Below are 23,966 nucleotides of genomic sequence, written 5' to 3' on the forward strand. Positions count from 1 at the left end.
CGCCCGCGGATCAGCCGCGGGCGCTCGTTCAGCGGACCACGCTCAGCTCTGAGCGCCCCGACGTTGGCGGTTGTCACGCTGCCCGGCGAGGCGAGCGCTCCCCCGGGGGAAGGGAGCGCCGCCTCCGCTAGGAAGCGGGGACGAAGAGGAGACCGGTCGGCTTGACCCAGCCGGTGCTCACCGGGGTGATGAACCCTGTCTTCAGGTCGATGGTGCCGATGAAGCCGACCACACCCGAGTCGTTGGGTGCCTCGGTGAAGACGGTTCCCTTGGGCCCGGACCACTTGATGGTGTAGACGGCGTTCTTGCCGGCGTCGGTGACGAACAGGGTCCCGGAGTTCGCTGTCGTCCAGACGGTGTCGTCCTCCTGGTTGCCGATCGGCGTCTTGGTCACCGCCTGGTTGGCTGCGCCCGGGTTCGAGATGGTGATCAGGGCGGAGTCGCCCTGTGAGACGAGGACAACGTTGCCGTTCGGGTCGGTGGTGAATGAATCGGGATCGGTGAGGTTGAGGGTCACGGGCGCGTTGGCCACCGTGTCGGTCGCGGCCGCGTTGCCCATGAGCACCGGCCTGACCGTCGCGGAGTTGCCGGTGACGGTGATCTTGTCGACGGCAGGGAAGACGTTGTTGCCGTTGGCGTCGAGCGTGGGATTGGAGCAGGCGATGTACGTCGATCCGCCGACGAAGGCGAGGTCGTCGTAGCCGCCGCCGTGCGCCGTCGGCGACAGGGTGATCGACTGCGGCGTCGCGCTGGCCGGGTCGATGATGTTGAGCGCGGGGTTGCCGTCCTCATTGGAGGTCACCCACGCCTTGTGCGTGGCCGGGTCGATGCGCAGGCCGTCGGTGTGGCCGGGCACCGTCCACGTCCTCACGACGGTCCCGCTCGTCGTGTACTCGACGATGGTGCTGGTCTTGCCGTCACTGCCGTCCTTGGCGGTGACGTTCTGGTAGCCGACCCAGATATTGCTGCCGTCCTTCTCGATGGAGTCGGGGTTGGAGTACTTGCCACCACCGACCGCCCAGAGGGTCAGCGTCCAGCCGGGAGGGGCCACCAGGTGGTTCAGCAGCTCGGCACTCTGGGTGGACGTGGCGAACTGTCCCGGCGCCGGCGAGAACGCGGCGGCGTTCGACGACAACGGCGTGGCGGTGGTGGTGGAGCTGGAGCAGCCCGCCGTGAGCGCCGCGATGGCGATGGACCCGGCGACGACGATGCCGCGCTGTTTCCCCCGATGACCCATGGTCGAACCTCCACTCTCCCGTGCCGCGGCGGGCGGCGCACCGCTGCACAGGACACCACTTCGCCGGTTATGGACGTGGTAAGGAGCGGCGAGGGTTTGGTGGAGAGGCCGACCCGCCTACTTCCAGAGCCGGCGCCAGACACCGGCGCGACCGAGCGCCCTGCCGACGAGCTTGTTCTTGGCGCGGCGGGTGATGCGGCGTGGGTTGCCGCTGCTGACCGCCTCGATGTCGCGTGACGCGCGGGCGGCGCGGTAGAGGAATCGGGACAGGTTCACGCTGGGCCTCCTTGCCGCAAGCATCGTACGCGGCTCGAGCCCAACGCCGGGGCGACTGTCCGCGAAGGCACTGGGCTCGGCTATGCCGACTTCGCACCCCTGGTCACGCGCGCCGACTTGACCGCGCCCGGGCGGGCGCGGCCTGTTTTCCGCTGCCTGGCGAGTACCGCCGGGACGACGTCGCTCGCAACGCTGATCACCACTCGGTTGCGTCCCGCGCGCTTGGCCTCGTACAGCGCGGCGTCGGCGGCACGCACGAGCTGATCGGCGGTTCCGAGCCGCTCCGAGAACCCAGCCACCCCGAACGACGCCGTGACCGCACGATGGTTCCCGTGCGCGCCCAGCGACTGCTCGAGGCGCGTCCGGATCCGCTCGGCGACCTCGGCGCCTCCGACGACATCGGTTTCGTGGAGGAGGATGCCGAACTCCTCGCCACCGTAGCGGTAGGCGGTGTCACCCTCACGGAGCTCGCCGGTGAGCACCGCCGCCACCTCCTGGAGCACCTCGTCGCCGCGCTGGTGGCCGTGCTCGTCGTTGAATGTCTTGAAGTGGTCGACGTCCATCATCACGAAGGTCAACGGGCGTTGGTAGCGAAGACTCCGGCCCGTTTCAGCCTCGAGGTCGACCTCGAACCGGTGGCGGTTGAAGAGGTGCGTCAAGGCGTCGAGCTCGCTGCGCTCCTCCACCTTCTGGTGCAGACGGGCGGCCTCGATGGCGGTGCCGGCGTGGGTGGCGAGCGCGTCGAGGGATTCGACGGTAGCAGCGTCCGCGGTTCGCCCCTCAGAGTCGCGGACCTCGAGCACGCCGACCACCCGCGCGCCCACGATCATGGGAAGGGCCAAGCGGGTGCGCGAACCGTCCGGCCCGACGGCGGTGGCGTCGTCGCCATCGGTGGCGGTGCGGCCGTACTTGGCGGCCTTGCCCGCGCAACCTTCGCCCAGCGCCAACGGCTCGATGTCGATTGGCACACCGTTCGTTCCGTCACTGTCGTACGCGGCGACCAATCGATTCTGTTCGTCGTCGGTGAGCCACACGGTGGCTCTTGACCACCCGCTCACGACCGTCGCGCTCGTCGCCACAGCGCGGAGGACGTAGCGAAGGTTGAGGCTGCCCGCAACCTCGCGAGCGAGAGTCAGGATCTGCTGCAGGCGCTGAGCATTGTGAATCGCCTCCGACTCGCGAGCCAGCCGCGCCTCGCGCTCCTGGGCCAGCGACCGGGTCATCTCCGTCAGACCGCTGCTGATCTGGCGTAGCTCGAGCGGGCCGGATTCAGGAACTTTGGCGGCGAGGTCGCCGTCGCGAACGGCACGCATGGTGGCGAGGAGCCCGTCGACCGGCTGGACGATGTCGCGCTGCAGACGTCGATGCTGTCGCGCGGTGACGAACAACGTGATGGTGAAGAGGAACAACTCGAGTGCGGCGGCGACCCCCAGGACCAGGTACTGGTTGAAGCGCGCGGAGGACAGCTCGACGTCGATCTGGTTGGCCAGCGGGGTCTCAGCGGCCCGATACCGGTCGAAGAGGGTCTTGCCCGTGCTGAGGATCGGCTGCGCAGCGGCGACGCTGGTCGGTGCCGGTGCGGCGGCAAGGGGTTGCGCCCAGGTCGTGACCCAGATCTGCTGAGCGACCCGCGCCGGTATCAGGTAGGACTGCAGGATGGGACTGCCGGCCACCTCCGCATCAAGACGGGCGTTGAAGTCGGCGAGGTCCCGCGCGCCCTGGTTGTACGGCTCGAGGAAGGTGCGGTCGCGGGTGAACAGGTAGCCGCGCACGCCCGTCTCCTCGTTGAGCATCGCCTGCTGAACCTCGTGGGCGTTGTTGTTGACGTCGATCTCGCGGCCCAGCTGAGGTCCCACCACGAAGACCGACAACGCGAGAGTGATCAACGCGATGGCGAGCGCGCCCGCGATGATCACCGAGATCAGCCGGAAGGACGTCTGCAGCTGACGCGCGATGCTCGTCGGTGGGGAGGCGGGGGCAGTCATCCCAGCTGACCTTACGGGCGTGCCATCGGGGGAATGTCACGTGACCGTTGACAATCGCGCACAAGTCGAAACGGCGCTTGACAGCGGCTTCTGCGTGCGTCTACACTTACGGTAAGTGATGGCTAACGGAGAGGCGATGACCGCGCTCGGCGACCCGACTCGGCGGGCGATCTTCGAGCGGCTTGCGGACGGACCGCTGCCCGTCGGGGCGATCGCTCGCGGGTTGCCGGTGAGCCGGCCGGCGGTGTCGCAGCATCTGAGGGTGCTGAAGCACGCGGGGCTGGTGCGCGATCGCCCGGTCGCCAACCGTCGGGTCTACAGCCTCGACCCGCACGGTGTCGCCGAGCTGCGCGCCTACTTCGAACAGTTCTGGGACCACGCGCTTCGCGCATTCAAGACAGCCGCTGAAAAGGTGGAGGAGGAGACCCAGTGACGACACAGGCAGCCGACACGACCGTCCGCGCATCGGTGATGGTCGACGCACCGATCGACCGTGCGTTCACCGTGTTCACCAAGGAGATGGGAACCTGGTGGCCGTCGACCCATCACATCCTCCAGGGTGAGCTCGCCGAGATGGTGTTCGAGCCCCGCGTCGGCGGCAACATCTATGACCGCGCCACCGACGGCACCGAGTCCCGCTGGGCGCGCGTGCTCGCGTACGACCCACCGAACCGGCTGGTGTTCAGCTGGGACATCAGTAACCAGTTCCAGATCGAGGGCGACCCGGAGAAGGCGAGCCAGGTCGAGGTCATGTTCACCGCCGAGGGGCCGGGACGGACGCGCGTGGTGCTCGAGCACAGCAAGCTCGACGCCCACGGCGAGGGCTGGGAGCAGCACCGCGACATGGTCGGCAACCAGGACGGGTGGCAGCTCGGGCTGGAGGCGTTCGCCAAGGCGGCGGAAGCACAGAGCTAGCGCCTCGCGCGCCGCGCGCGTATCCGCGGTGCGTGCGCGCGCGTATCCGCGTGCGCGCGGGGGCGCGCCCGTCCGTGACGCGTGCGCGCGAAGAGCCCGTCTCCCCCTGCGGCGGCGGGCTCTTCGTCGTCCCCCGGGCCGCGGTCGAAGGCGTACCCGTGGTGCCAGAATCCGCGTCAACCGGGCCGACGGCCCGCGTCGTGGAGGGGGCTGTGCCTCGGTCAGGGCTGCTCTGGATCGGACTTGCAGCCGTTGCGGGGGCACTGCTGCCAAGCACGGCTGCGGCTGCGGGGGTGTCGTTCTCCACTCCGGCCGGCCTACCCGGGCTGCCACCACTGTTCGGCATCGTCTGCCCGAGCGCGATGACCTGCTACGCGGTCGGCGGCCTCAGCGGCGCCACGGTGGTGTCGACCAGCGACGCTGGCAGACACTGGACGACCACCACGGCGGCCGGCATCGACGAGCTCGACAGCGTCAGCTGTTTCAGCGCCACCCACTGCGTCGCCGTCGGACGTGCAGCAGGCACAGGCGCCGCAGCGATCACGCGCGACGGTCGCACCTGGACCGCCGCCGGCTCGCTTCCATCAGCGACGGCGCTCAGCTCGGTCTCGTGCGTCGCGTCGTCCCGCTGTCTGGCTCTCGGATCGACGTACACGACCTCGAGCTCGCAGTGGATCTCGTCGGAGCTGGTGTCGGTCGATGGCGGAACCACATGGACCGCGGCGGCGGCGCCCACCTCCCAGGGGATCCCCACGGGGCTCAACAGGGTGCAGTGCGCGACAGCGCAGCGCTGCTTCGTGGTGGGCGGGGGCACCTGGGTCAGCGACAACTTCGGCGGCTCGTGGAAGGACGTCTCACCACCGAATGGGTGCTCGGCAGGCCAGGGCTTCTGCCTGCCCGCGTACAGCGACCTCACCGGCATTGCCTTCACCAACGCGTCGCACGGCGTGGTGGTGGGCGGCGAGCAGTGCGGGGGCCAGGGGGTCACGCAATGCGCGTCCGCGTATTTCTCCACCACTGACGCGGGCGCGAGCTGGCGGATGTGGCCGGCACCGAACGGCAAGCAATACGCGTTCCTCGACGACGTCTACTGCAGCGGTGACCTGTGCCTGGTGGCCAGTGATTCGTCCGCCAGGTCCTCCATCCTGCAGACGTCCGACGGCACCAGCCTGACCAGCGTCGGGACAACCGCCGGAGTCGTGATCGCGATCACCTGCGCTCCAGCCGGACCGTGCATCGCGGTTGGCAGGAACGTCGACGCAGGGATCCTGCTGGTGTCCGGGGTGGGGATCAACCCCGCTGCTAGTGGCGGCGCTGGCGCTGGCACTGGCACTGGCGGGGGTGGCACAACGAACAACGTCGTGTCGAGCTTCAGCACGTCGCTGCCGACTCCCGCAGCGGTGGGCAGCTCCGCGCCGGCGCTGCTGCTCAGCGCGCTGCTGGTGCTCGCGCTGGTGCTGCTCGTCGTCTTCCCGTCGCAGCTCTTCAACCGCACCTATGACGAGAACCACGACCGGATCCGCGCGTGGTGGGAGCGCCGGCTGCCATGGACACGCGCCCGACGCGAACGCGCGCAGACCCGCGCCCTGCGGGGCGCGGCGGCGCTGGCAGCCGCGGTTCTCATCGGCGCCGTGCTCGGGTCTCTGCTCGACCCCCTCGCGGGTTTCAACGCCAAGAGCGCGGCGCTGTTCGCGGGGATCGTGCTGTCGTTCGTGATCTCCATGACACTGGGCGCCGCGGTGACCGCCGCATACCGGGGCGCGCGCCACCGCGGCACCCATTGGGAGCTGCGCGCGCTGCCGAGCGGGCTGGTGGTGGCCGCGGCCTGCGTGCTGGTCTCGCGCGTGGTCAACTTCCAGCCGGGGTACCTCTACGGGATCATCGGCGGGATCGCGTTCGCGGGCGCGCTGCCGCGGCGCGACGAAGGTCATCTCGTCGCGCTGTCGTCGGCGGTGACGCTGCTGGTGGCCGTGCTGGCCTGGCTGCTGTGGGTGCCGGTGAGTACCGCCGCGGCCAAGCCCGGAGCGGGGTTCGGGATCGCGCTTCTCGCCAACGTGCTCAGCGCGCTCTTCGTGGGCGGACTAGCGGGCGTAGTGCTGGGGCTGGTGCCACTGCGCTTCCTCCCCGGCGAGAAGCTCGCCGCCTGGCATTGGGGGGCGTGGGCGGCCATGTTCGCGGTGGCGATGTTCGGGCTGGTGCAGATCATGCTGCGTCCGCAGTCGTCGAGTGCGCACGTCGCCAGCGTGCCGCTATGGACGACGGTGGGATTGTTCCTCGCGTTCGGCGCCGCGTCGGTCGCCTTCTGGGGATACTTCCGTGCCACTGCCCGGCAGGAGGCTCCGCCCGGCTAGGTCGACGCGCGCCTCGCGGACGCGGATCAGTAGGCCCGGCTAGCCTTTCGGCTCATACCGCATCGCCACCGCCCCCGAGCCGAACTCCAGCTGGCTCACGAGCCTCAAATCGACAAGCCTCGAAAGCCCCGCGAACAACGTCGGCCCGTGGCCCGCGAGCCTGGGATGCACCACGAACTCGTACTCATCGATCAATCCCAGCTCCGTCAGCGCCAGCGGAAGCTTCACGCCACCCACGAACAGTCCCTGACCTGGCTCTTGCTTGAGCAGCTGAACGGCCTTTCCCAGATCCCCGCGCACGAGCTCCGCGTTCCAATCGACACGGTCGAGGGTGCTCGACACAACGTACTTCTTGGCGGCGTCGATCGTTCGGGCGAACTGTTCCATCCAATCGGGCCTCGCTCCCGTCGGCGCCGGCAGCCGCCACGCTGCCTCCATCATCTCGTACGTCACCCGGCCAAAGAGGAGGGCATCGGCCTGGCCGAGGTTCTCGACCGCGTGCCGATGCAGGTCTTCGTCCGCGACCATCGCACGATGATCGCAGCACCCATCCAATGTGACGTTGATGGAATACCGAAGGGGTCGCATGACGCAAGAGTACCGATTGGTCAGTGAGAGTCATCGAGCGGGGTTCAACGACGTCAGGCAGCGGCGGCCTCAGCTTGACGATCAGGTCGACGCCGTCACCGTCGCGCGGACGCCAGCCAGGCGGTCAGACGGTCCGATGTCGCGCTCGGCTGTGGTCGCAGTGAGTTCGCGCGCTCGGCCATGAGGCGAATGGACGGGTCGCTATCCAAGGCCCGGTGTCACGTTGGCTACGAATTGGCTGCCTCGGCCCGCCGACTCTGGAGATGAGCGCGCTCGGCGTCGTTGGTGACGAGCTCGAGGGCGCGGTCGTACGCCACGAGAGCGTCGGCGGTACGGCCGAGACGAACTAGCAGCTCGGCCCTGGTGACATGCAGCAGGTGGTACGAGTCGAGCGCCTCGGCGACGTCGTCTGCGAGGCCGAGCCCCCGCGCCGGTGACCCGCACTCGGCGATGGCGACAGCGTGGTTCAGCGCCACGATCGGCGACGGCGCCAGCGCGCGCAGGGTGGCGTACAGCGCGGCGATCTCCTCCCAATCCGTGGCCTGGACAGAGTCCGCGTCGCAGTGCAGCGCGGCGATGGCCGCCTCCACCTGGTAGCGGCCGGGGCGGAGGTGCGCGAGCGCGCCCTCGAGCACGACATGACCTTCGTCGATCATCTCGTGGTCCCAGCGCGAGCGATCCTGGTCGCGGAGCAGGCGCAACTCGCCGCCGTCGCCCTGGCGTTCATCACGACGGCTGTGGGTCAGCAGCATCAAGGCGAGCAACCCGGCTGTCTCCGGCTCCTCGGGCATGAGCGCAGCAAGGAGCCGGCCGAGACGGATGGCCTGGTCGCACAGCGAGTGGCGCACGACGTCGTCGCCGCTGCTGGCGAGGTAGCCCTCGTTGAAGACCAGGTAGATCACCGCGAGCACTGACGACAGCCGTTCCGCGAGCAAGGGTTGCGGTGGCACGCGGATGGGGATGTGCGCGGCGCGGATCTTGTGTTTGGCGCGCACCAGGCGCTGCGCCATCGTCGACTCCTGCACCAGGAACGCGCGCGCGATCTCCGGCGTGGTGAGACCGCCGATGAGGCGCAGCGTCAGCGCGATGCGAGCCTCCATCGCGAGCGCCGGATGGCAGCACGTGAACAGCAGCGTCAGGCGGTCGTCGGGGATCGGCGTGCCGTCGAAGGGCGACGCCGGGTCGCTGTCGTCGTCGATGTTGAGCCGCAGCGCGGCCTCGCGTGCAGTCGCCTGGGTGCGCTCACGACGGAGGTGATCCATCGCCTTGTTGCGCGCGGTGGTCATCAGCCACGCGCCGGGACGATCCGGGGTGCCGTCGCGCGGCCAGCGTTCGACGGCGGCGGCGAGCGCTTCCTGGACGGCGTCCTCGGCGAGGTCGATGTCGCCGAGCAGCCGTGTCAGGGTGGCGACGATGCGCGCCGCCTCACCGCGGAAGACGCCGACGAGCGCATCCTCGGCGGTGACGGCAACGCGCGGAACGTCAGTGTTCGACAAGTGGGCGGATCTCCAGCGTCGCGCCGTCGACGAGCGGAACATCGCGGCCGATCTCGATCGCCTCGTCAAGGTCGGCGCAGTCGATGAGGTAATAGCCGCCGAGGTGCTCCTTGGTCTCCGCGTGCGGCCCGTCGGTGACGATGGTGTCGTTGCCCTGGCGGCGCAGTGTTGTGGCGGTGGTGACGTCGGCGAGCTCAGCGCCGTCGACGAGCTTGCCGCGCCGACCCGTCGCCTCGATGAACTTCTCGTGGCGTGGGAGCATGTCCTCGCGACGCACAGGTGTGTCGGCCGGGGAGCGGATCAGCAGCATGTACTTCATGGCGTGGCCTCACTGTGGCGGCGGATCGGGTGACGATGTCTGTGCATCGTAGAGAGTGGTCGAGCGATGGACGGCGCCCCGCTCATAGCGAGGCGCCGCCCGACGCGTCACTACATCGACCAGACGGGTCGAACCTCGATGGCGCCCTTGGCGGCGGCCGGGATCTTGGCTGCCCAGTGGGCTGCGTCGGCCTCGTCCTTGCACTCGATCTCGTAGTAGCCGACGAGCTGCTCGGCGCCGCTCGCGACCGTGCCCGTGCTCGCATCCGTGCTGCCGTTGCGCACCCGCACCACCTGCCCGGCGGCAGAGGGCTGAAGGGGCTCGCCGGCCAGGAACGCGCCCGCCCCGCTGAGCTCCTCCTGCAGCGCGCCGTACGCGCCCATCTCCGTGTCGAATCCCGGTGTGCCGGGCCTTTCCGCTTTGCTCTCGTCCTGCCAGAGCAGGAGCACGTACTTCGGCATCGGTTGTCCTCCAGACCTTGTGGGCCGCCGGGGTGGCCGCCCTCTGTCTGTACGACGCAGCGGGGTGGCCAAAATCGACAGCACCCCGTCGTCGCATCAACCACGCGGGATAGCGCGGGCGCGCGCGGTGTCAGATGGCGCGGAGCAGCGGGCGCCCCTGTCCGGTGAACCGCTGCGGCCGCTCGCTCGCACGCATAGCCGCGACGCGGTCGATCGCTTGGCGCAGGAGGTCGTCGACCGGCATGGCCAGCTGTCCCGCGTTGTCGTTGGCGTAGGCGAGCAGCTCCGGGTTGGACCGGGCGAAGCGGAGGGTGGCGTCGATGACCTTCCCGGGCTGGCTGCTCATGGCTGCAGGGTGAGGCCGGCCGGCGACAGCTGTGTGTCGCGCGGCAGGTGCCTGCTGGCCGATCTGGTTAGAGTCCGGGGCCTATGGCTGACAGGAAACCGGCCCAGAAGAGCACGGCGAAGGCCGCCAAGAGCACCAGTACCACCGCCAAGGCGTCCCAGTCTTCACAGCCGAGGAACGACGCGCGATGAGGGAGCTCATCAAAGAGCGAGGGCGGCCGGAAGCAAGGCGGAGGAAGAAAGCGCCGTGCTCGCCAAGATCGACGGTATGGCTCCAGCGGATCGCGCCATGGCCAAGCGGATCCATGCTGTTATCAAAGCCAGCGCGCCAGAGCTCTTCGCGAAGCTCTGGTATGGGATGCCCGCGTACGCCAGGGACGGCGCCATCGTCTGCTTCTTTCAAGACGCCGGGAAGTTCAAGATGAGATACGCGAGGCTCGGCTTCACGGACAAGGCGAACCTCGACGATGGAAGCATGTGGCCGAACGCCTTCGCGCTCATGAAGCTGACCGCCGCCGACGGGAAGAGGATCGGCGCGCTCGTGAAGACGGCGGTGAGCTGAGGGCCGAGCTCGGCCCACGTCGCTCTAGTCGCCGCTGAGAGCTGCGGTTCGCTCCAGCGCAGCAACCGCAGCCGGCCGGCTGCGACGACCGAGCCCGCACGAGGTGGCGACGTCGACCTCGCCGCCCACGTTGCGCTCGATGACGTCGCGGAGCTTGCGTTGCTGCTCGAGGTCCTGGTCCTCGTGCACGAAGCCGGCGATGAAGCGCGTGCGGTGGGGGATCACGAGGCGACGCAGCGGCGCGTACCACGCCTGGTCGGTGCGCGGCACCTTCTCCGCGGCGGCAAACGGCGCGTGGATGTACTCCAGCTGACGGCCTTTCGGCCACGCCTTGACGATGGCGTTGGAGAGCAGCACCACCGGGGTGGAATCAGTCAACGTGGCGAGCGCGCGATGGTTCATGTCGCCAAGGCAGAGATGCACGCCGAAGCGCGCACCCTGCGGCGCCTCGCGTGCGAGACGGGCGATCCCGCGCCCAAGGAAGGTCGCCATCAGTCCGCGCAACGGACCGGGCATGCGCGCGACGAAGATCAGCTCGGCAGGGACCTCGATCTGGAAGACGACGTCGTTGCCCGCGCGGCGGTGGATCTCGCGGATCTCGCGGAGTGTTGCCGTGCGGAACGCGGCGCGGTGGCGGAAAGCGCCGATCGGCCCCAGGGTGAAGAGCGCCATGTCGAGGTCGCCGGGCACGCCCGCCTGGAACGCGAGGGAGCTGTCGCCTTGCTCGTCGCGCACGCGCTGGAAGGTGGGCCAGCTCTGCTCGAACGCGGCGACGTGGCCGAAGTCGAGCGTCTCGCCGCGCAGGGTGTGGCCCTTGCGGACGCGCAGGACCGGCGTGTTGTCGTAGTCCGACCAGTCGCCCTCCTTCTTCAGCTCGAGGTCGGGGTGACGGCGGAGCGCGTCGATGATGTGGACGATCCAGTGATGGCGCTCGCCCGTCTCGCCGTCGGGCAGGGTGCGCAGCCGCGAGCCGAGGTGGGTGGTGGCGAGGTGCATGGCGTCGTCGGCGCTGTCGGCGGGGATGCTGCCGACGAGGTGTGCGGCCCTGGTCACCGGTTCTCCCTCATCGCGGCCGAGTCTATGCCGTTGGGCGGGGCATCGCCACGAAATCGGCCACCACGCGGGCGAGCTCCTCGCCCTTGTCCTCCTGGAGGAAGTGACCGGCGCCGACGATGGTGGTGTGGGGCTGGCCGGCGGCACCCGGGATCTCCGCGCGCAAGGGTGCGTCGGCGCCGCGGGTCACCGCGTCGGAGTCGGAGAAGGCGCACAGGAAGGGCCGGTCGAAACGTCGAAGAGACTCCCACGCGCGCCGGTTGGCGGGCGCGGCCGGGTCGTCCGGGCTGGTGGGGACCAGCAGCGGGAACTGGCGTGCGCCCTCCTTGTATGTCTCGTCGGGAAAGGGAGCGTCGTAGGCGGCGACGACGTCGGGTGTGAGGTCGGTGACGCATCCGCCGCTGACAATTCGCCCGACGTGCAGCTCCGGCGTCTCCTGGCTGTAGCGCTGCCAGGCCAGAAACGCATCGCCGGGATGCTGGTCACCGGTCGGCAGGGCCGTGTTGGCGGCGACGACGCGGGCGAATCGCTCGGGGTGCTCAGCGACGAGGCGCAGGCCGATGAGGCCGCCCCAGTCCTGGGCGACGAGCGTGATGTCGTGCAGGCCGATCGCCTCGATGGCGGCCCAGGTCCAGTCGATGTGCGCCTGGTAGGTGTAGTCCTCACGGCGCGACGGCTTGTCGCTGCGTCCAAAACCGACGAGATCGATGGCGACGGCGCGCAGCCCGGCGTCGACGAGCACCGGGATCATCCGGCGATACAGGTACGACCACGACGGCTCGCCATGCAGCAGCAGCACCACCTGCCCGTCGGGCGCTCCCTCGTCGACGTGGTGAACGCGCAGGCTCGTGCCGTCAGGCGCTGCGACCTCGACGTAGTGAGGTTCGAACGCGTAGTCGGGCAGGTCGACGAAGCGGTCGTCCGGCGTGCGCAGGATCTCCACGGGCACCTCCTCGGCTGCTGTGGGGGCGCAAGGGTAGAGGCTCAGGACGAACGAGTTCTGCATCCTTGCGGTCCGCCGCCCCTGATCGAAGGCCGCGTACCGCGCCGGCTCGCCCAGTGGCGTCAGTCAGCTGTGGCCGGCATCGTGGGCGGTGTGCGGATGGCAGTGGTGCGCAGCTGCCTCCCGCTGCTCTCCCATCCCGAGGAAGGCCACCAGCCATGGCGCGTTGACGACCGGACCGTTGTTGCCACGGGCCTCGCGACGGGCCTGGCGCCGCGCCCGCGCCTCGAGGCGGGCGAGCATGCTCTCCTGCTCGCGGATCTGTCCCAGCTCGGTGATCTCGAAGTCGTGCATGGCTGTCACTCCTGGTTGCGGTCGCAGTTTCGACCCTCACCCACCGTAGGTCGGGGTCGGTTTTGCCGCGAGTGGCAGAAACGACAATCTTCGATAGGTTTGTGCCAAACTCCGAGACATGCTCCAGAAAGTGGTGGCGGCGATCGGCCAGCGCGTCGCGGCGTTCGAGCTCGGCGTGCTCAGCGAGGTCTTCGGGCTCGACCGTTCGGATGACGGCCTGCCTGTGTACGACTTCAAGGTCTGCGCGGTGGAGCCTCCCCCGCTGCGGAGCGACGCCGGGTTCTTCGTCGACACGCCGTACGGGCTCGAGGAGCTGGAGACAGCCGACCTCATCGCCATCCCGGCATGGAAGTTGGGCCACGAGCCGCCCGAGGAGCTCCTCGAGGCGCTGCGTCGGGCTGTGGCCCGCGGCGGGCGCGTGATGAGCGTGTGCACCGGCGCGTTCGTGCTCGCCGCCTCCGGTTTGCTCGACGGCAAGCGGGCGACGACGCACTGGCGCCATGCCGGCGAGCTGGCACGCCTCTACCCGGCGATCGACGTCGACCCCAACGTGCTGTACATCGATGAGGGCTCTGTGCTCACCAGCGCGGGGACGGCGGCGGGGATCGACCTCTGCCTGCACATCCTGCGCAAGGAGCACGGCGCCACCGTGGCCAACGCGGTGGCGCGGCGCATGGTGGTGCCGCCGCATCGCGACGGCGGCCAGGCGCAGTACATCGAGGCGCCCATGGTGGAACACGACCGCGGCGACGATCTCGCGGTGGTGCTCGACTGGGTGCAGGCGAATCTCAACAAGCCGTTTGGCGTCGACCACCTGGCGCGGCGCGCCAACATGTCACTGCGCACGTTCAACCGGCGCTTCGCAGCGACGACGGGGACCGCGCCGCACCGGTGGTTGATCAACCAGCGCGTGCAGTTGGCGCAGCGACTGCTCGAGGAGACCGACCTTGACGTCGAGCAGGTGGCCGAGCAGACGGGGTTCGGCACGGCCGCAACGCTGCGCCAGCACTTCGCGCGGCAGCGGGGGACGTCACCGCAGGCGTATCGGCGTCAGTTCTGCGAGGTGACACCGAGCGTGCGGCAGAGCCACGGCAACGTCGATGCCAGTGGAGATGTCGCGCATCAGAGCTGCGTCCCGCCGAGCCGAGCCTCGATGGTTGCGGCGACACGGCTTCGCGGCACCCGGTAGCGGTCGAAGCGGCTGCCCTTGCCGATCGCGACTCGCAGTTCGATGTGGGCGGTGGGAATGTCCGTGCGGGTCAGGTGGGGGACATCAATCGCAGGGATCAGCCAGGCGTTGTCGTCAAAGGCGTTGTGGTCGCGTCGCCATGCGAGGATGACGAAATCGACGTTTGGCGAGGCGACGAAGGCAGGTCCGCTGAAGGCGATCTCACCTTCGGTGTGCGCGTCGGCGACGATCATGCACTTCACCTGAACACCGCGGATGGCGCCCGTCGGTCTGTGGCGGACCAGGTACTCAACCTCCTCCACGTCCGGAAACGACTTGAACGTGTTAAGCGTTGCCGGCGCGCCGAGGAGACGCATCACCTCCAGCTCTGCGAGGTGACCCAGCAGCTTCTTTTCAGGCGGTGGAACGGGCACGGGCGGTAGTGGTGCAGGAAGCGCAGCACGGGTTGGCACACCCGCGGACGGAAAGAGACGGGTGGACAATTCGCTGAGTGCGCACGAATACGGCCACGACTTGGTGCCGGGATGCGGCGGATAGGGAAGGAACAGACCCACCTCCGGCCTGGCGGCTCTCCGCGGGTGGGAGCCGAGGGTGAGGACCGTGTCAGCGTCCATGACGTAGACCGCGTCGGCGAGGCGAACCGTCGAGGGATCGAGGTACGCCATCACGAACGTGACATGCGGGTCGTCGAGGGCGTTGCGGTTCACCACGACCTCGATGCCCTTGTGCGTGAGGACTGCGCGACCCTTCACCTGGACCGCACACATGGCCTCGTCGTCGACGCGTCGAACAATGCCGTCGACGCCTCGGTCGTCGAGCGGGAGGAAGACGTGGGTGACCCGCTCGGCGTTGCCGACCACGGCAGCCCAGACGAGCCACTCCACGACTTGACCGACGGCGCGATTGGACGGGACCAAGAGGTCGTCGGCGAGCACGCGTTCAGGTTATAGCGAGCACGGGTGGCCAGCGCCAGGGGCGCGGAGGTACGGTCCCTCTGTGCCGAGCGACGAGGTCACTGCCCTCATCGAGATTGCGATCCGCGAGCGGACAGTGCTGCGCGTCCGCTACCGGACCACAGACGGTCACGAAGAGATGCACACGATCGAGCCGCTCGCTATCCGATTCAACCAGGCCGGCCACCGGGTGCTGTGGTGCTGGGCCCGCGACGGCGGCCACATCGAGCAGTTCCTCTGGGACGGGATCGAGAGCGCGGTTGCCACCGGTGAGACATTCCCGCTCCGGCCGTGGTCGGACCCGGAGGCGGAAAGCCAGGTGTGAGCAACGGCACTTACCTGGACTACACAGGACGCGACGACCTGCTGGGCGGAGGGGCGAGGCTCATCGCCATCGACACGCCCAAGGGCCAATTCAGCGTGTGGACCAAGCGTGTCGGCAACAACCCCTCGGCCAGGCTGCTGTTCCTCCACGGGGGACCGGGCGCCACGCACGAGTACTTCGAGGCCGCCGACAGCTACCTGCCGCAGGCAGGAGTCGAGTACTACTACTACGACCAGCTGGGTTCGGCGTCCAGCGATCAGCCCGATGACCCGGAGCTGTGGGACCTCGATCGCTTCGTTGAGGAGGTCGAGCAAGTACGACGCGCGCTCGGGCTCAGCAGCGACAACTTCTTCCTGCTCGGTCATTCCTGGGGCGGCATCCTCGCCATCGAATACGCGATGAAGTACCAGCGGCACCTCAAGGGACTCGTCATCTCCAACATGATGGCCAGCATCCCCGCGTACAACGAGTACGCCAACACCGTCCTCATGCCCGCGATGGACCAGGACGCTCTGCGCGCGATCAAGGAGCTCGAGGCGGCTGGCGACTTCGAGAACCCGCGTTACATGGAACTGCTGATCCCGCACCACTACGTGCACCACGTGCTGCGCATGCCCGCCGACGAGTGGCCTGACCCGGTGAACCGCGCGTTCGCGCACACCAACCAGTCGATTTACGTGCCGATGCAGGGGCCGAGCGAACTCGGCGCCAGTGGGAAGCTCGTCGACTGGGACCGGTTCGATGACCTGGACCGGATCACAGTGCCGACGCTGGTGATCGGCGCGACCCACGACACCATGGACCCTCGCTACATGGAGAGGATGGCCGAGCGCCTCCCGGACGGGAGGTTCCTGCTGTGCCCGGACGGGAGTCACATGGCCATGTACGACGACCAAGTGCGGTATTTCGACGGACTGACCGCGTTCATCACTGACGTGGCCGGGCCGGGCTGATCCGGCGAGAGCCGCCCAGCGACTGCTCGAGGAGACCGAGCTCGACGTGGAGCAGGTGAGCGAGCAGACCGGCTTGGCACCGCAGCGACGCTGCGACAGCACTTCGCGCGGCACCGCGGGACGTCGCCGCAGGCCTATCGACGCAGTTTCGGCAAGGCGACAGCGTCCGGCGCGTGCTAGCGCCGAACCAAGAGAGAAGAGCTGGCGCGCGTCTCAGTCCTGCTCCGCCGCGGGCGGCATCTGCTCATGCCAGGGTGTCGTCCGCTCGTATGCCGCAGCCAACTCGAAGACGGTCGCGTCGTCGAAGCGGCGGCCCATGACCTGCATGCCCACCGGCAGCCCGTCGTCGCCGAAGCCCATCGGCAGCGACAGTGCGGGCTGCCCGGTGAGATTGGCGGGGAGAACGAGGCTGCACCAGTCGTCGAAGAAGGGATCGACCGCCACGCCGTCGATCGATGGTGGTGACAGGATGTCGACACCGAAGGCGGTCAGCTGCATGCACGGCGATACCAGCACGTCGTATTCAGTGAAGAACTCCGCCCACGCGCGCGTGTACGCACTGCGAGCGTGCAGTGCATTGACGTACTCCCAACCGGCGAGATCCCGACCGGCGCGGATGAGGTCCGCGCTGCCCGCGCTCATCTGTGGCTCCCAGTCCTGGAGCAGAGGCCCTTCGGACGCATAGCCCTCGCAGCAGGCGAAGAGGTTCCACATCGCCATGGGGTTGCCGGTTGGTGGATGCGCCTCGGTGAGCCGACACCCCAGGTTCGACAGCGTGTCAAGCGCACGGGCAAACGCACGGCGCACGTCGGGGTCGACGGCTGCGAACCCCATGTCGACCGAGACGGCGACGCGCAGTGCTTCGACTCCACGCTCCTCGGTTGCCGCCGCCACGTAGTCCTGTGCGGCAACCGGGTACGTCATGTCGTCGACCGTCGAAGGGCCCGCCATGACCGACAGAGCCAGAGCCGCATCGCGAACCGATCGCGTGATCGGCCCGTCAACCGACAGGGTCTTCCAGCCCTTGAAGCCCGGCTCCTTCGGCACCAGCCCGAAGCTAGGCTTGTGGCCGACGATGCCGCAGAATGACGCGGGGATCCGGACCGAGCCGCCGCCATCGGTGCCGAGCGCGATCGGCGCCATTCCCGCGGCGACCGATGCCCCGGCTCCTCCACTCGAGCCGCCCGGGGTGCGGTCGAGGTTCCACGGGTTGCGCGTGAGGCCGAACACGCGGTTGTCGGTGGTGCCGCGGTAGCAGAACTCGGGGTTGTTGGTCTTGCCGACGATGACGGCGCCCGCAGCGCGTAATCTGGCCACTGCCTCGCAGTCGGCGTCGGGCACGAAGTCTCGATAGGCGAGCGATCCGTTGGTGGCGACAGCCCCGCGCATCCAGATGTGGTCCTTGATGGTGATGGGAACGCCGAGGAGCGGCGCCTGCTCACCGCGACTCACCTCCTCGTCCGCCTCGCGTGCGCGAGCCAGCGCGTCCTCGGCAAGGACGACGGTGAACGCGTTGATCGCCGGGTTGCCGCGCTCGATCGCCTCGAGCGACGCCGTGACCAGCTCGACGGCGGAGATCTGCCTGGCGCGGACAGCGGCCGCCGACGACAAGGCGTCGGCGGCCAATCCGTCCGGAGGCACCGGTCCTAGTCCCGTGCGTGGGCCACGGCGAGCTGCTCGAGGTTGACGTCCGCGCGGGCAGCCACGGCGCGTTCGTTGGCGGTGTCGATCGAGCGGCTCAGCAGGAAATACAGGATGCCCGCTATTGGCAGCCCGATGAAGATCGAGATGTCCGCCCCGCTGAGGTCCTTGGCGACGAAGCCCTCGTACAGCGTCCCGGTGTTGAAGAACGGGATCATCGCTGCGAACCCAACCAGGTACGCGATGATGCCGCGCCATCCCCAGCGACCGTAGATCCCATTCGGCTTGAAGATCTCGGTGATGGCGTAGTGGCCGCGGCGCACGATGTAGTAGTCCACCAGGTTGACGGCGGTCCAGGGGATGAAGAAGTAGAGGACCAGCAGCAAGAAGTTGGTGAAGTTGGTGAGGAAGTCGGCCGAGCTGACGAGTGCTCCGACCAGGCCCAGCCCGGCAGTGATCCCGATGGTGATGATGCGCACCAACAACGTCGGACGGATCCGTTTGACGGAGTCGATGGCGCTGATGAGGGTCAGTGACCCTCCGTACATGTTCAACGCCGTCACCGAGATCAACCCGAGTGCTGAGAAGACGAGGATGACGCCACCGAAGCCGCTGAACAGCTTGTTGCCGGCATCGTGGATGGCGCCGATGGTGTCGAAGGTGGCGCCCGTCGCGAGCGACGCAGCAAGCAGTGTCCCCAGCGCCATCAGCCAGATGGCCCCCAACGCGGAGCCTCCGTAGGTCCAGTAGAACGTGCGGCTGACAGTGACGCCTGGTGGGAGATACCGCGAGTAGTCCGACACGTAGATCGCCCAGCTGATCTGGTACCCGGCAACGACCCCGAACTGCGCGAGGAAGGGGGTTACGTGGAACTGACCGAGGTCCCAGGCGTTGCCGGGAAGCCCGACCTTGGTGATCACCACGATGGTGAAGATCCCGAAGAACACGACGAATGCGTAGGTGAGCAGCCGCTCAACGCTGTGGATGAGGTCGTATCCGACCAGGGCCACCGTGAACGCGATGACCGTGGCGATGATGATCCAGAGCTTGACGTCGCCGCCGACGGTGACATTCATCCCCTGGCCGGCGAGGATGGTGTTGAACACGTTGAAGCCGGCGTACTGGAGATAGGCGAAGAGCCAGACCAGCAGCGCGCCGATGTACCCGAACTGAGGACGCGACTGGATCATCTGCGGCAGTCCCAGCTGCGGTCCCTGTGCCGAATGGAAGGCCATGAAGAACGTGCCGAACAGGGTGCCGGCGATGATCGCCAGCAAGGACCAGATGACGTTGCCACCGGTGGTGATGCTCACCAGGCCGACGGCGAGCGTCGCGATCTGAGCGTTGCTCATGAACCACAGCGGTCCGAGGTGCCAGAGCTTGCCGTGCCGCTCGCGCAGCGGCACGTAGTCGATGGACCGGACCTCCAGGCCGCTGGGCCGCCGGCCGGTGCCTGGGTCAGTGGCGGTTGCCATTGGTGTCCTCCTTGACTGGTGGTGCCATGACTGACAGCAGCTCGTACGCAACGTGAGCGGCGGCGATCCCGGTGATCTCCGCGTGGTCGTATGCCGGGCTGACCTCCACGATGTCGGCGGAGACGACATGCAGCCCGGCCAGCCCGCGAACGACGCCGAGGAGCTCGCGGCTGGTCATCCCTCCCGCCTCCGGTGTGCCTGTGGCCGGCGCGTGGGCGGGATCGAGCACGTCGATGTCGATCGACACGTAGACGGGCGCGGAGCCGAGGCGCGCGCGCATCCGGGCGACGACGCCGGCAACGCCGAGCTCCTCGATCTCGGTGCAATGCAGCGTCTGGAAGCCCAGCTCTGCGGTGTCGGCCAGGTCCACCCGGTCGTACAGCGGGCCGCGGATGCCGATGTGCATGCTGTGTGAACGATCGATCAGGCCCTCCTCCGACGCGCGGCGGAATGGCGTCCCATGCGTGTACGGCTCACCGAAGTACGTGTCCCACGTGTCGAGATGGGCGTCGAAGTGGAGAACAGCCACCGCGCCGTGTCGAGCGTGCACGGCGCGCAGCAGCGGCAGAGCAATGGTGTGGTCGCCACCGAGCGTGAGCAGGCGAGCGCCGGTCTCGAGCAGGGGCGTCGCGGCCGACTGGATCTGGCCGATGGCCTCGGCAATACTGAAGGGGTTGCAAGCGACGTCGCCGACGTCGGCGACCTGCTGCCCCTCGAAGGGCGCAATGTCGAGCGCCGGGTTGTACGGGCGCAGGAGCCGGGACGACTGGCGGATGTGCGCCGGGCCGAATCGGGCGCCCGGGCGATAGCTGACGCTGGAGTCGAAGGGAACTCCGAGGACAGCGACGTCGGCGCGCGTGACGTCCTCGATGCGCGGCAGCCGCGCGAACGTGCTCAGCCCGGCGTAGCGCGGGACGACCCGGCCGTCGACGGGCCCGACAATGTCGTGATCCTCCGCCACGCTCTCCCCTTGCGGATCCACCGCCCGAAGCCAGGCGGCGGTGTCCGACGGCGGGATGATGACAGAACCTGAGGGCAAGGAAACGAGCCCGTGTTTTCGGAGCCCCCGCCTGGCGTCCGGTGCTCAAGGGCGGCAGAGCGCGTGTTCCATACTGGTGGTCATGACACGCGCTGACCGCAGCGACGAGACTCACTGGACGCGCAGCAGTTCGGCTGCGGCCGGTTCGTGAGCCGCCTGCTGGTGCCGCCTGGTGAGGGACGCGGCCTTCGTGTGCGGGCAGGTACTCCGTTCAAGGTGGTGGACGTCGATGGGGGCCAGGTGGGTGACCTCTTCGCGTTCACCGCCGACGACCCTGGCGAGTACGCGAGCGCTTCACACACGCGACCGTCCACCGGGCGACTGTTTCCTCGGCCAGGCCAGAACGTCCTCACCAACCTCCGCCGACCCATCCTCGAACTGGTGGAGGACAACTCACCCGGCTACCACGACACCCTGTACGCGGCGTGCGACGCGGCTCGCTATCGCTCGCTGGGCGTCGACGCGCCCCACCGATCGTGCGCGCAGAACCTCGGTGAGTCCATAGCCGCGCTCGGTTTGCCCGGCGTGGTCGTTCCACAGCCGCTCAACGTCTTCATGGACGTGCGGGTGGACTCAGACGGCGAGATGAGCAGTCGTCCAGCTTCGAGCGGGGCTGGCGATCACCTCATTTTCCGTGCGCTCCTTGACTGCTACGTGATTCTTTCGAGCTGCCCGATGGACATCGTCCCAATCAGCTCCGGGGGCATCACCGCACTCGCCATCGACGTGGACGACCAGCTATCGACCGGTACTGCGCCTCTGCGAGGTAGCGCCCCCGGCGGAGAGCTTCAACCGAGCAGCCGGATGACCGCCTGACGGCGGTACTCGAAGATGCGGTCGAGGTCGCGGCGCACGAGCAGGCGATGTACGAGCTCGCCGAGAGCGCCGAGCGGCAGCGCGTAGCGGACGCAGTCGCGCGAGAGCGCTCCCTCGGGATGCGGCTCGACCTCGTGCGTGTGTTCCCACAGTGCGTAGGGGCCGCGCAGCTGCCGGTCGACGAAGCGATGGCCGGGCTCCCAGGCGTCGATGCGCGAGATCCATCGCAGCGGCACTCCGTGAATGTGAAGGAGATACTCGAGGCGGTTGCCCACGCGCATCTCCGCGGGCTCAGGGCTGACCATCTCGAAACGCAGCCACGGAGGCGTGATCTTCTCCAGGTTGCCGGCGCGCGCGAAGAAGGCGAACACCTCGTCCACCGGCCGGCGGATGACCTGGGTGCGCTCGAGCACGTGCACGGTCATGCCGCAGCGCTCAGCACGTCGCGCAATGCAGTGTCAAGGTGCGGGTGCACGAAGACGTAGCCGAGGCCCTCGAGCTTGGCCGCCGAGACTCGCTGGCCACCGATGACCGTCATCGACATCTCGCCGTACAGCGCCCGGACCACGAAGCCAGGAACCGGCAGCAGCGCCGGACGGTGCAGTGCGTGTCCGAGCGCTCTGCTCAGCTCGGCGTTGGTCGCCGGGTTGGGGCTGACGACGTTGATCGGACCGGCCGCCGCACGGGTATCGAGGCAATGCAGGAGGGCACCGACGACATCGTCGATGTGCACCCACGGGACGTACTGCCTGCCGCCCGCGATCGGGCCGCCGACGCCGAACTTGAACGGTGGCGCCATCTTCTCGAGTGCGCCGCCGTGGGACGAGAGAACGACACCGGTGCGGCTCACCACGACGCGCACGTTCGGTGCGGCGGCCGCGGCGAGCGACTCGTGCTCCCAGTCCACGACCAGGCGGGCGAGGAAGTCCGTACCGGGTGGCGACTGTTCGGTGAGCCACGCGTCGCCATGGAGGCCGTAGAAGCCGGTGGCGGACTGCGACACGAACGTCAGGGGCGGTGACCCCGTTGCGCGCGCGTGGATGGCCCGGGTGAGCAAGCGCGTCGAGCGAAGGCGCGAATCACGAAGCTCTCGCTTCACTGCTGCGGTCCAGCGCTGCCCGATCGGCTCCCCGAGCAGGTGGATGATCGCGTGGGCGCCGTCCAGGGCTGCGGAGGGGGGCGACTGGCGGGTGGGCGAGCGCCACGCGTGCACCTCGACGTTGCCGAGGACGGCGCGGGCGCGCTCGGCGTCGCGGGAGAGGGCGACGACGTGGTCGCCGCGGGTGTGCAGAGCGGCGACCACGGCGCGACCGATGGTGCCGGTGGCACCGGTGACCACCACGCGCCTCACGACGCTGCCCTCGCCGGGCGCCGCTCGAGAAGGTCGAGCAACTGTGGCGCGCCGCCCGCCCAGCCGTCCGCGCCGAGCGACCGCGCGGTGTGCTCGTCGATGCCCGAGCCGCCGACCATGATCGGCATCGCGAGGCCGGCAGTGCGTAGCGCGGCGACGAGCCGACCGGCCTCTGCGCCGCGCTCGGATGTCGTCACCGCGATGCCCACGGCGACGACCCGGGGCAGCCGTTGCACGCAGTCGACGAACGATTCGGTGGGCACGTTGGCGCCGAGGTCGATGACCACGAAGCCGCTGCCACGCAACAGGTCAGCTGCGAGCGCCGTCGGCATCGCGTGCAACTCACCGGCCGGGGCCCCGAGGACCACGATGCCACGGCTGCGCCCCGGCCGGCGGAAGAGCGGCCCAGCGCGGCCGACCAGCCGGAACATCACTGTTGTGGCGCAGTGTTCGTCGGCAACGCTGATCCCACCGCCCTCCCAGCGCTGGCCGATGAGCCGCAGGGCGGGCACCAGCACCTGCATGTAGAGCTCGGCCGGAGTCGCGCCGCCGCCGAGAACCGACTGCACGACCGACCACGCGCCGGGCTCGTCACCTGCGACAAGGCGGTCCACAAGCTCGGGGACGCGCCGGGGGTGCGCGGTGTGGCCGCGCCCAGGTGCGGTCGAGGCGCCGCGCGAGACGAGACGGTCGACGTCGGCGCGATGCACCACCCACTCGCCGTCACGCTTGCTGGCGGCGAGGCGGCCGGTGCGCACGTAGCGGTAGGCGGTCATGTAGTGGACGCGCAGGCGCTCGCTGGCCTCGAGGAGAGTCAGGGTGGAGGGGACCGGAGTGCCGGTGCCGACCCGGCGTGGCGAACGTGTCTGGCTCATTTAGTGATAAATGGTAGCAGAACCGCTCGGCCGCCGCCGCTGGCCGTTGAGTGCGACCTGCAGGAGCGCGGTGGGCGTGGTCACTGGCGCCGCGGACGCACCACCAGGTCGCCACCACAATTGGGGTCGACGGAGAGAATGTTCACGTACCACTCAGGTGCGTGCGTCGAGTCAGCGACATACGCGGCCACCTGCGACCTGGGCCGGTTGATCACGGTCTCGGTCAGCACGTCGACAGCCATGGCGTCATTAGGACGCGGCCGCCGGCGACTTGTCCAGAGGGGCAGGCCTCGGCCACGTCAGAGATCCAGTAGCGGGTCAGTTGCGAGGCCCCGGTAAGCGCTCACCGGGGCCTCCGTTGCAATGGGGTTTGCTGCGGCATTGGGCATCACCTCCTTCAACCAAAGGCGTTGAGCGCTGGGCGGGAGCACCGCGAGCGGCATGAATGCCATATATTGGCCGGT

Annotated in this window: 27 protein-coding genes; 8 read left to right on the forward strand and 19 right to left on the reverse strand. The window is 68.6% G+C overall.

Annotated elements, in window-relative coordinates; genetic code table 11:
- Positions 1-127: 127 nt before the first annotated feature.
- The 3 genes from JF886_RS02975 to JF886_RS02985 all read right to left on the reverse strand — a co-directional run bounded on the left by JF886_RS02975 (position 128) and on the right by JF886_RS02985 (position 3,498).
- Entirely contained in the window at positions 128-1,237 is a 1,110-nt protein-coding gene (locus JF886_RS02975; RefSeq protein WP_337309453.1) for a hypothetical protein, read from the reverse strand.
- Between the two features lie 117 nt (positions 1,238-1,354).
- A complete protein-coding gene (locus tag JF886_RS02980; protein ID WP_337309455.1) occupies positions 1,355-1,513 on the reverse strand; it encodes a hypothetical protein in 159 nt (52 codons plus the stop codon).
- An 80-nt stretch (positions 1,514-1,593) separates the two neighbouring features.
- Positions 1,594-3,498, reverse strand: coding sequence for a sensor domain-containing diguanylate cyclase (locus JF886_RS02985; protein WP_337309457.1), 1,905 nt, complete (start codon positions 3,496-3,498; stop codon positions 1,594-1,596).
- Between the two features lie 118 nt (positions 3,499-3,616).
- Here JF886_RS02985 and JF886_RS02990 point away from each other — a divergent pair, with 118 nt between their 5' ends.
- The 3 genes from JF886_RS02990 to JF886_RS03000 all read left to right on the forward strand — a co-directional run bounded on the left by JF886_RS02990 (position 3,617) and on the right by JF886_RS03000 (position 6,764).
- Positions 3,617-3,931, forward strand: coding sequence for an ArsR/SmtB family transcription factor (locus JF886_RS02990; protein ID WP_337309548.1), 315 nt, complete (start codon positions 3,617-3,619; stop codon positions 3,929-3,931).
- Complete coding sequence (locus tag JF886_RS02995) at positions 3,928-4,413, forward strand: SRPBCC family protein (RefSeq protein ID WP_337309458.1); 486 nt, start codon at positions 3,928-3,930, stop codon at positions 4,411-4,413. Before JF886_RS02990 ends, JF886_RS02995 begins: the two co-directional genes overlap by 4 nt.
- A gap of 212 nt (positions 4,414-4,625) precedes the next feature.
- Positions 4,626-6,764: an FGLLP motif-containing membrane protein gene (locus JF886_RS03000; protein WP_337309460.1), complete on the forward strand. Its 2,139-nt coding sequence runs from the start codon at positions 4,626-4,628 to the stop codon at positions 6,762-6,764.
- 39 nt (positions 6,765-6,803) lie between these two features.
- Here the strand turns inward: JF886_RS03000 and JF886_RS03005 are convergent, their stop codons facing one another.
- From JF886_RS03005 to JF886_RS03025, 5 genes are all read right to left on the reverse strand, one after another.
- A complete protein-coding gene (locus JF886_RS03005; protein WP_337309462.1) occupies positions 6,804-7,352 on the reverse strand; it encodes a dihydrofolate reductase family protein in 549 nt (182 codons plus the stop codon).
- 227 nt (positions 7,353-7,579) lie between these two features.
- Entirely contained in the window at positions 7,580-8,848 is a 1,269-nt protein-coding gene (locus tag JF886_RS03010) for an RNA polymerase sigma factor (protein ID WP_337309464.1), read from the reverse strand.
- Positions 8,835-9,167, reverse strand: a complete 333-nt coding sequence (locus JF886_RS03015; RefSeq protein WP_337309467.1) for a YciI family protein — start codon at positions 9,165-9,167, stop codon at positions 8,835-8,837. Before JF886_RS03015 ends, JF886_RS03010 begins: the two co-directional genes overlap by 14 nt.
- 110 nt (positions 9,168-9,277) lie before the next feature.
- Positions 9,278-9,628 carry a YciI family protein gene (locus JF886_RS03020; protein WP_337309470.1) on the reverse strand — a complete coding sequence of 117 codons (351 nt, stop codon included), beginning with the start codon at positions 9,626-9,628 and terminating at the stop codon, positions 9,278-9,280.
- A gap of 130 nt (positions 9,629-9,758) precedes the next feature.
- Positions 9,759-9,974 (reverse strand): hypothetical protein, encoded by a 216-nt coding sequence (locus JF886_RS03025; protein ID WP_337309472.1) that lies wholly within the window; start codon positions 9,972-9,974, stop codon positions 9,759-9,761.
- 246 nt (positions 9,975-10,220) lie between these two features.
- Here JF886_RS03025 and JF886_RS03030 point away from each other — a divergent pair, with 246 nt between their 5' ends.
- Positions 10,221-10,535, forward strand: a complete 315-nt coding sequence (locus tag JF886_RS03030) for an iron chaperone (RefSeq protein ID WP_337309474.1) — start codon at positions 10,221-10,223, stop codon at positions 10,533-10,535.
- Positions 10,536-10,559: 24 nt separating this feature from the next.
- Here JF886_RS03030 and JF886_RS03035 read toward each other — a convergent pair whose 3' ends face one another.
- From JF886_RS03035 to JF886_RS03045, 3 genes are all read right to left on the reverse strand, one after another.
- Positions 10,560-11,588 (reverse strand): hypothetical protein, encoded by a 1,029-nt coding sequence (locus JF886_RS03035; protein WP_337309477.1) that lies wholly within the window; start codon positions 11,586-11,588, stop codon positions 10,560-10,562.
- A gap of 25 nt (positions 11,589-11,613) precedes the next feature.
- Entirely contained in the window at positions 11,614-12,531 is a 918-nt protein-coding gene (locus tag JF886_RS03040; protein WP_337309479.1) for a haloalkane dehalogenase, read from the reverse strand.
- A gap of 126 nt (positions 12,532-12,657) precedes the next feature.
- Positions 12,658-12,885: a hypothetical protein gene (locus JF886_RS03045; protein WP_337309481.1), complete on the reverse strand. Its 228-nt coding sequence runs from the start codon at positions 12,883-12,885 to the stop codon at positions 12,658-12,660.
- A 118-nt stretch (positions 12,886-13,003) separates the two neighbouring features.
- On the opposite strand from JF886_RS03045, the gene JF886_RS03050 reads away from it, so the two are divergent.
- On the forward strand, positions 13,004-14,074 hold the full coding sequence (locus tag JF886_RS03050; RefSeq protein WP_337309483.1) for a helix-turn-helix domain-containing protein: 1,071 nt from the start codon (positions 13,004-13,006) through the stop codon (positions 14,072-14,074).
- Here the strand turns inward: JF886_RS03050 and JF886_RS03055 are convergent.
- On the reverse strand, positions 14,008-15,009 hold the full coding sequence (locus JF886_RS03055; protein WP_337309485.1) for a hypothetical protein: 1,002 nt from the start codon (positions 15,007-15,009) through the stop codon (positions 14,008-14,010). The genes JF886_RS03050 and JF886_RS03055 overlap by 67 nt on opposite strands.
- Before the next feature lie 61 nt (positions 15,010-15,070).
- On the opposite strand from JF886_RS03055, the gene JF886_RS03060 reads away from it, so the two are divergent.
- Positions 15,071-15,352 carry a WYL domain-containing protein gene (locus tag JF886_RS03060; RefSeq protein WP_337309486.1) on the forward strand — a complete coding sequence of 94 codons (282 nt, stop codon included), beginning with the start codon at positions 15,071-15,073 and terminating at the stop codon, positions 15,350-15,352.
- Positions 15,349-16,305 (forward strand): proline iminopeptidase-family hydrolase, encoded by a 957-nt coding sequence (locus JF886_RS03065; RefSeq protein ID WP_337309488.1) that lies wholly within the window; start codon positions 15,349-15,351, stop codon positions 16,303-16,305. The genes JF886_RS03060 and JF886_RS03065 overlap by 4 nt, the downstream gene beginning before the upstream one ends.
- A 213-nt stretch (positions 16,306-16,518) precedes the next feature.
- Here JF886_RS03065 and JF886_RS03070 read toward each other — a convergent pair whose 3' ends face one another.
- Genes JF886_RS03070 through speB form a run of 3 tightly spaced genes read right to left on the reverse strand, consistent with a single transcriptional unit; the run spans position 16,519 to position 20,382 of the window.
- Positions 16,519-17,946 carry an amidase gene (locus JF886_RS03070; protein WP_337309490.1) on the reverse strand — a complete coding sequence of 476 codons (1,428 nt, stop codon included), beginning with the start codon at positions 17,944-17,946 and terminating at the stop codon, positions 16,519-16,521.
- Between the two features lie 5 nt (positions 17,947-17,951).
- Positions 17,952-19,421, reverse strand: coding sequence for a purine-cytosine permease family protein (locus JF886_RS03075; protein WP_337309492.1), 1,470 nt, complete (start codon positions 19,419-19,421; stop codon positions 17,952-17,954).
- On the reverse strand, positions 19,405-20,382 hold the full coding sequence (speB, locus tag JF886_RS03080; RefSeq protein ID WP_337309494.1) for an agmatinase: 978 nt from the start codon (positions 20,380-20,382) through the stop codon (positions 19,405-19,407). The genes JF886_RS03075 and speB overlap by 17 nt, the downstream gene beginning before the upstream one ends.
- A gap of 225 nt (positions 20,383-20,607) precedes the next feature.
- On the opposite strand from speB, the gene JF886_RS03085 reads away from it, so the two are divergent.
- On the forward strand, positions 20,608-21,276 hold the full coding sequence (locus tag JF886_RS03085; RefSeq protein ID WP_337309497.1) for a DUF1989 domain-containing protein: 669 nt from the start codon (positions 20,608-20,610) through the stop codon (positions 21,274-21,276).
- On the opposite strand, the gene JF886_RS03090 is transcribed toward JF886_RS03085, so the two are convergent.
- From JF886_RS03090 to JF886_RS03105, 4 genes are all read right to left on the reverse strand, one after another.
- A complete protein-coding gene (locus JF886_RS03090; protein ID WP_337309499.1) occupies positions 21,249-21,701 on the reverse strand; it encodes an SRPBCC family protein in 453 nt (150 codons plus the stop codon). The genes JF886_RS03085 and JF886_RS03090 overlap by 28 nt on opposite strands.
- Positions 21,698-22,627, reverse strand: coding sequence for a TIGR01777 family oxidoreductase (locus JF886_RS03095; protein ID WP_337309501.1), 930 nt, complete (start codon positions 22,625-22,627; stop codon positions 21,698-21,700). Before JF886_RS03095 ends, JF886_RS03090 begins: the two co-directional genes overlap by 4 nt.
- On the reverse strand, positions 22,624-23,502 hold the full coding sequence (locus tag JF886_RS03100; RefSeq protein ID WP_337309503.1) for a B12-binding domain-containing protein: 879 nt from the start codon (positions 23,500-23,502) through the stop codon (positions 22,624-22,626). The genes JF886_RS03095 and JF886_RS03100 overlap by 4 nt, the downstream gene beginning before the upstream one ends.
- Before the next feature lie 80 nt (positions 23,503-23,582).
- A complete protein-coding gene (locus tag JF886_RS03105) occupies positions 23,583-23,744 on the reverse strand; it encodes a hypothetical protein (protein WP_337309504.1) in 162 nt (53 codons plus the stop codon).
- Between the last annotated feature and the right edge of the window lie 222 nt (positions 23,745-23,966).

Origin of the sequence: Candidatus Aeolococcus gillhamiae (genome assembly GCF_016464765.1) — a bacterium.
Taxonomy (GTDB): Bacteria; Chloroflexota; Dormibacteria; order Aeolococcales; family Aeolococcaceae; genus Aeolococcus; species Aeolococcus gillhamiae.

Excerpts from the sequence above, each read along its gene's own strand:
- JF886_RS03015 (WP_337309467.1), bottom strand. The coding sequence starts at position 9,167 with ATGAAGTACATGCTGCTGATCCGCTCCCCGGCCGACACACCTGTGCGT.
- JF886_RS03045 (WP_337309481.1), bottom strand. The coding sequence starts at position 12,885 with ATGCACGACTTCGAGATCACCGAGCTGGGACAGATCCGCGAGCAGGAG.
- JF886_RS03005 (WP_337309462.1), bottom strand. The coding sequence starts at position 7,352 with ATGCGACCCCTTCGGTATTCCATCAACGTCACATTGGATGGGTGCTGC.
- JF886_RS03050 (WP_337309483.1), top strand. The coding sequence starts at position 13,004 with ATGCTCCAGAAAGTGGTGGCGGCGATCGGCCAGCGCGTCGCGGCGTTC.
- JF886_RS03020 (WP_337309470.1), bottom strand. The coding sequence starts at position 9,628 with ATGCCGAAGTACGTGCTCCTGCTCTGGCAGGACGAGAGCAAAGCGGAA.
- JF886_RS02975 (WP_337309453.1), bottom strand. The coding sequence starts at position 1,237 with ATGGGTCATCGGGGGAAACAGCGCGGCATCGTCGTCGCCGGGTCCATC.
- JF886_RS03025 (WP_337309472.1), bottom strand. The coding sequence starts at position 9,974 with ATGAGCAGCCAGCCCGGGAAGGTCATCGACGCCACCCTCCGCTTCGCC.
- JF886_RS03100 (WP_337309503.1), bottom strand. The coding sequence starts at position 23,502 with ATGAGCCAGACACGTTCGCCACGCCGGGTCGGCACCGGCACTCCGGTC.
- JF886_RS02985 (WP_337309457.1), bottom strand. The coding sequence starts at position 3,498 with ATGACTGCCCCCGCCTCCCCACCGACGAGCATCGCGCGTCAGCTGCAG.
- JF886_RS03090 (WP_337309499.1), bottom strand. The coding sequence starts at position 21,701 with ATGACCGTGCACGTGCTCGAGCGCACCCAGGTCATCCGCCGGCCGGTG.
- JF886_RS02990 (WP_337309548.1), top strand. The coding sequence starts at position 3,617 with ATGGCTAACGGAGAGGCGATGACCGCGCTCGGCGACCCGACTCGGCGG.
- JF886_RS03075 (WP_337309492.1), bottom strand. The coding sequence starts at position 19,421 with ATGGCAACCGCCACTGACCCAGGCACCGGCCGGCGGCCCAGCGGCCTG.
- JF886_RS03105 (WP_337309504.1), bottom strand. The coding sequence starts at position 23,744 with ATGGCTGTCGACGTGCTGACCGAGACCGTGATCAACCGGCCCAGGTCG.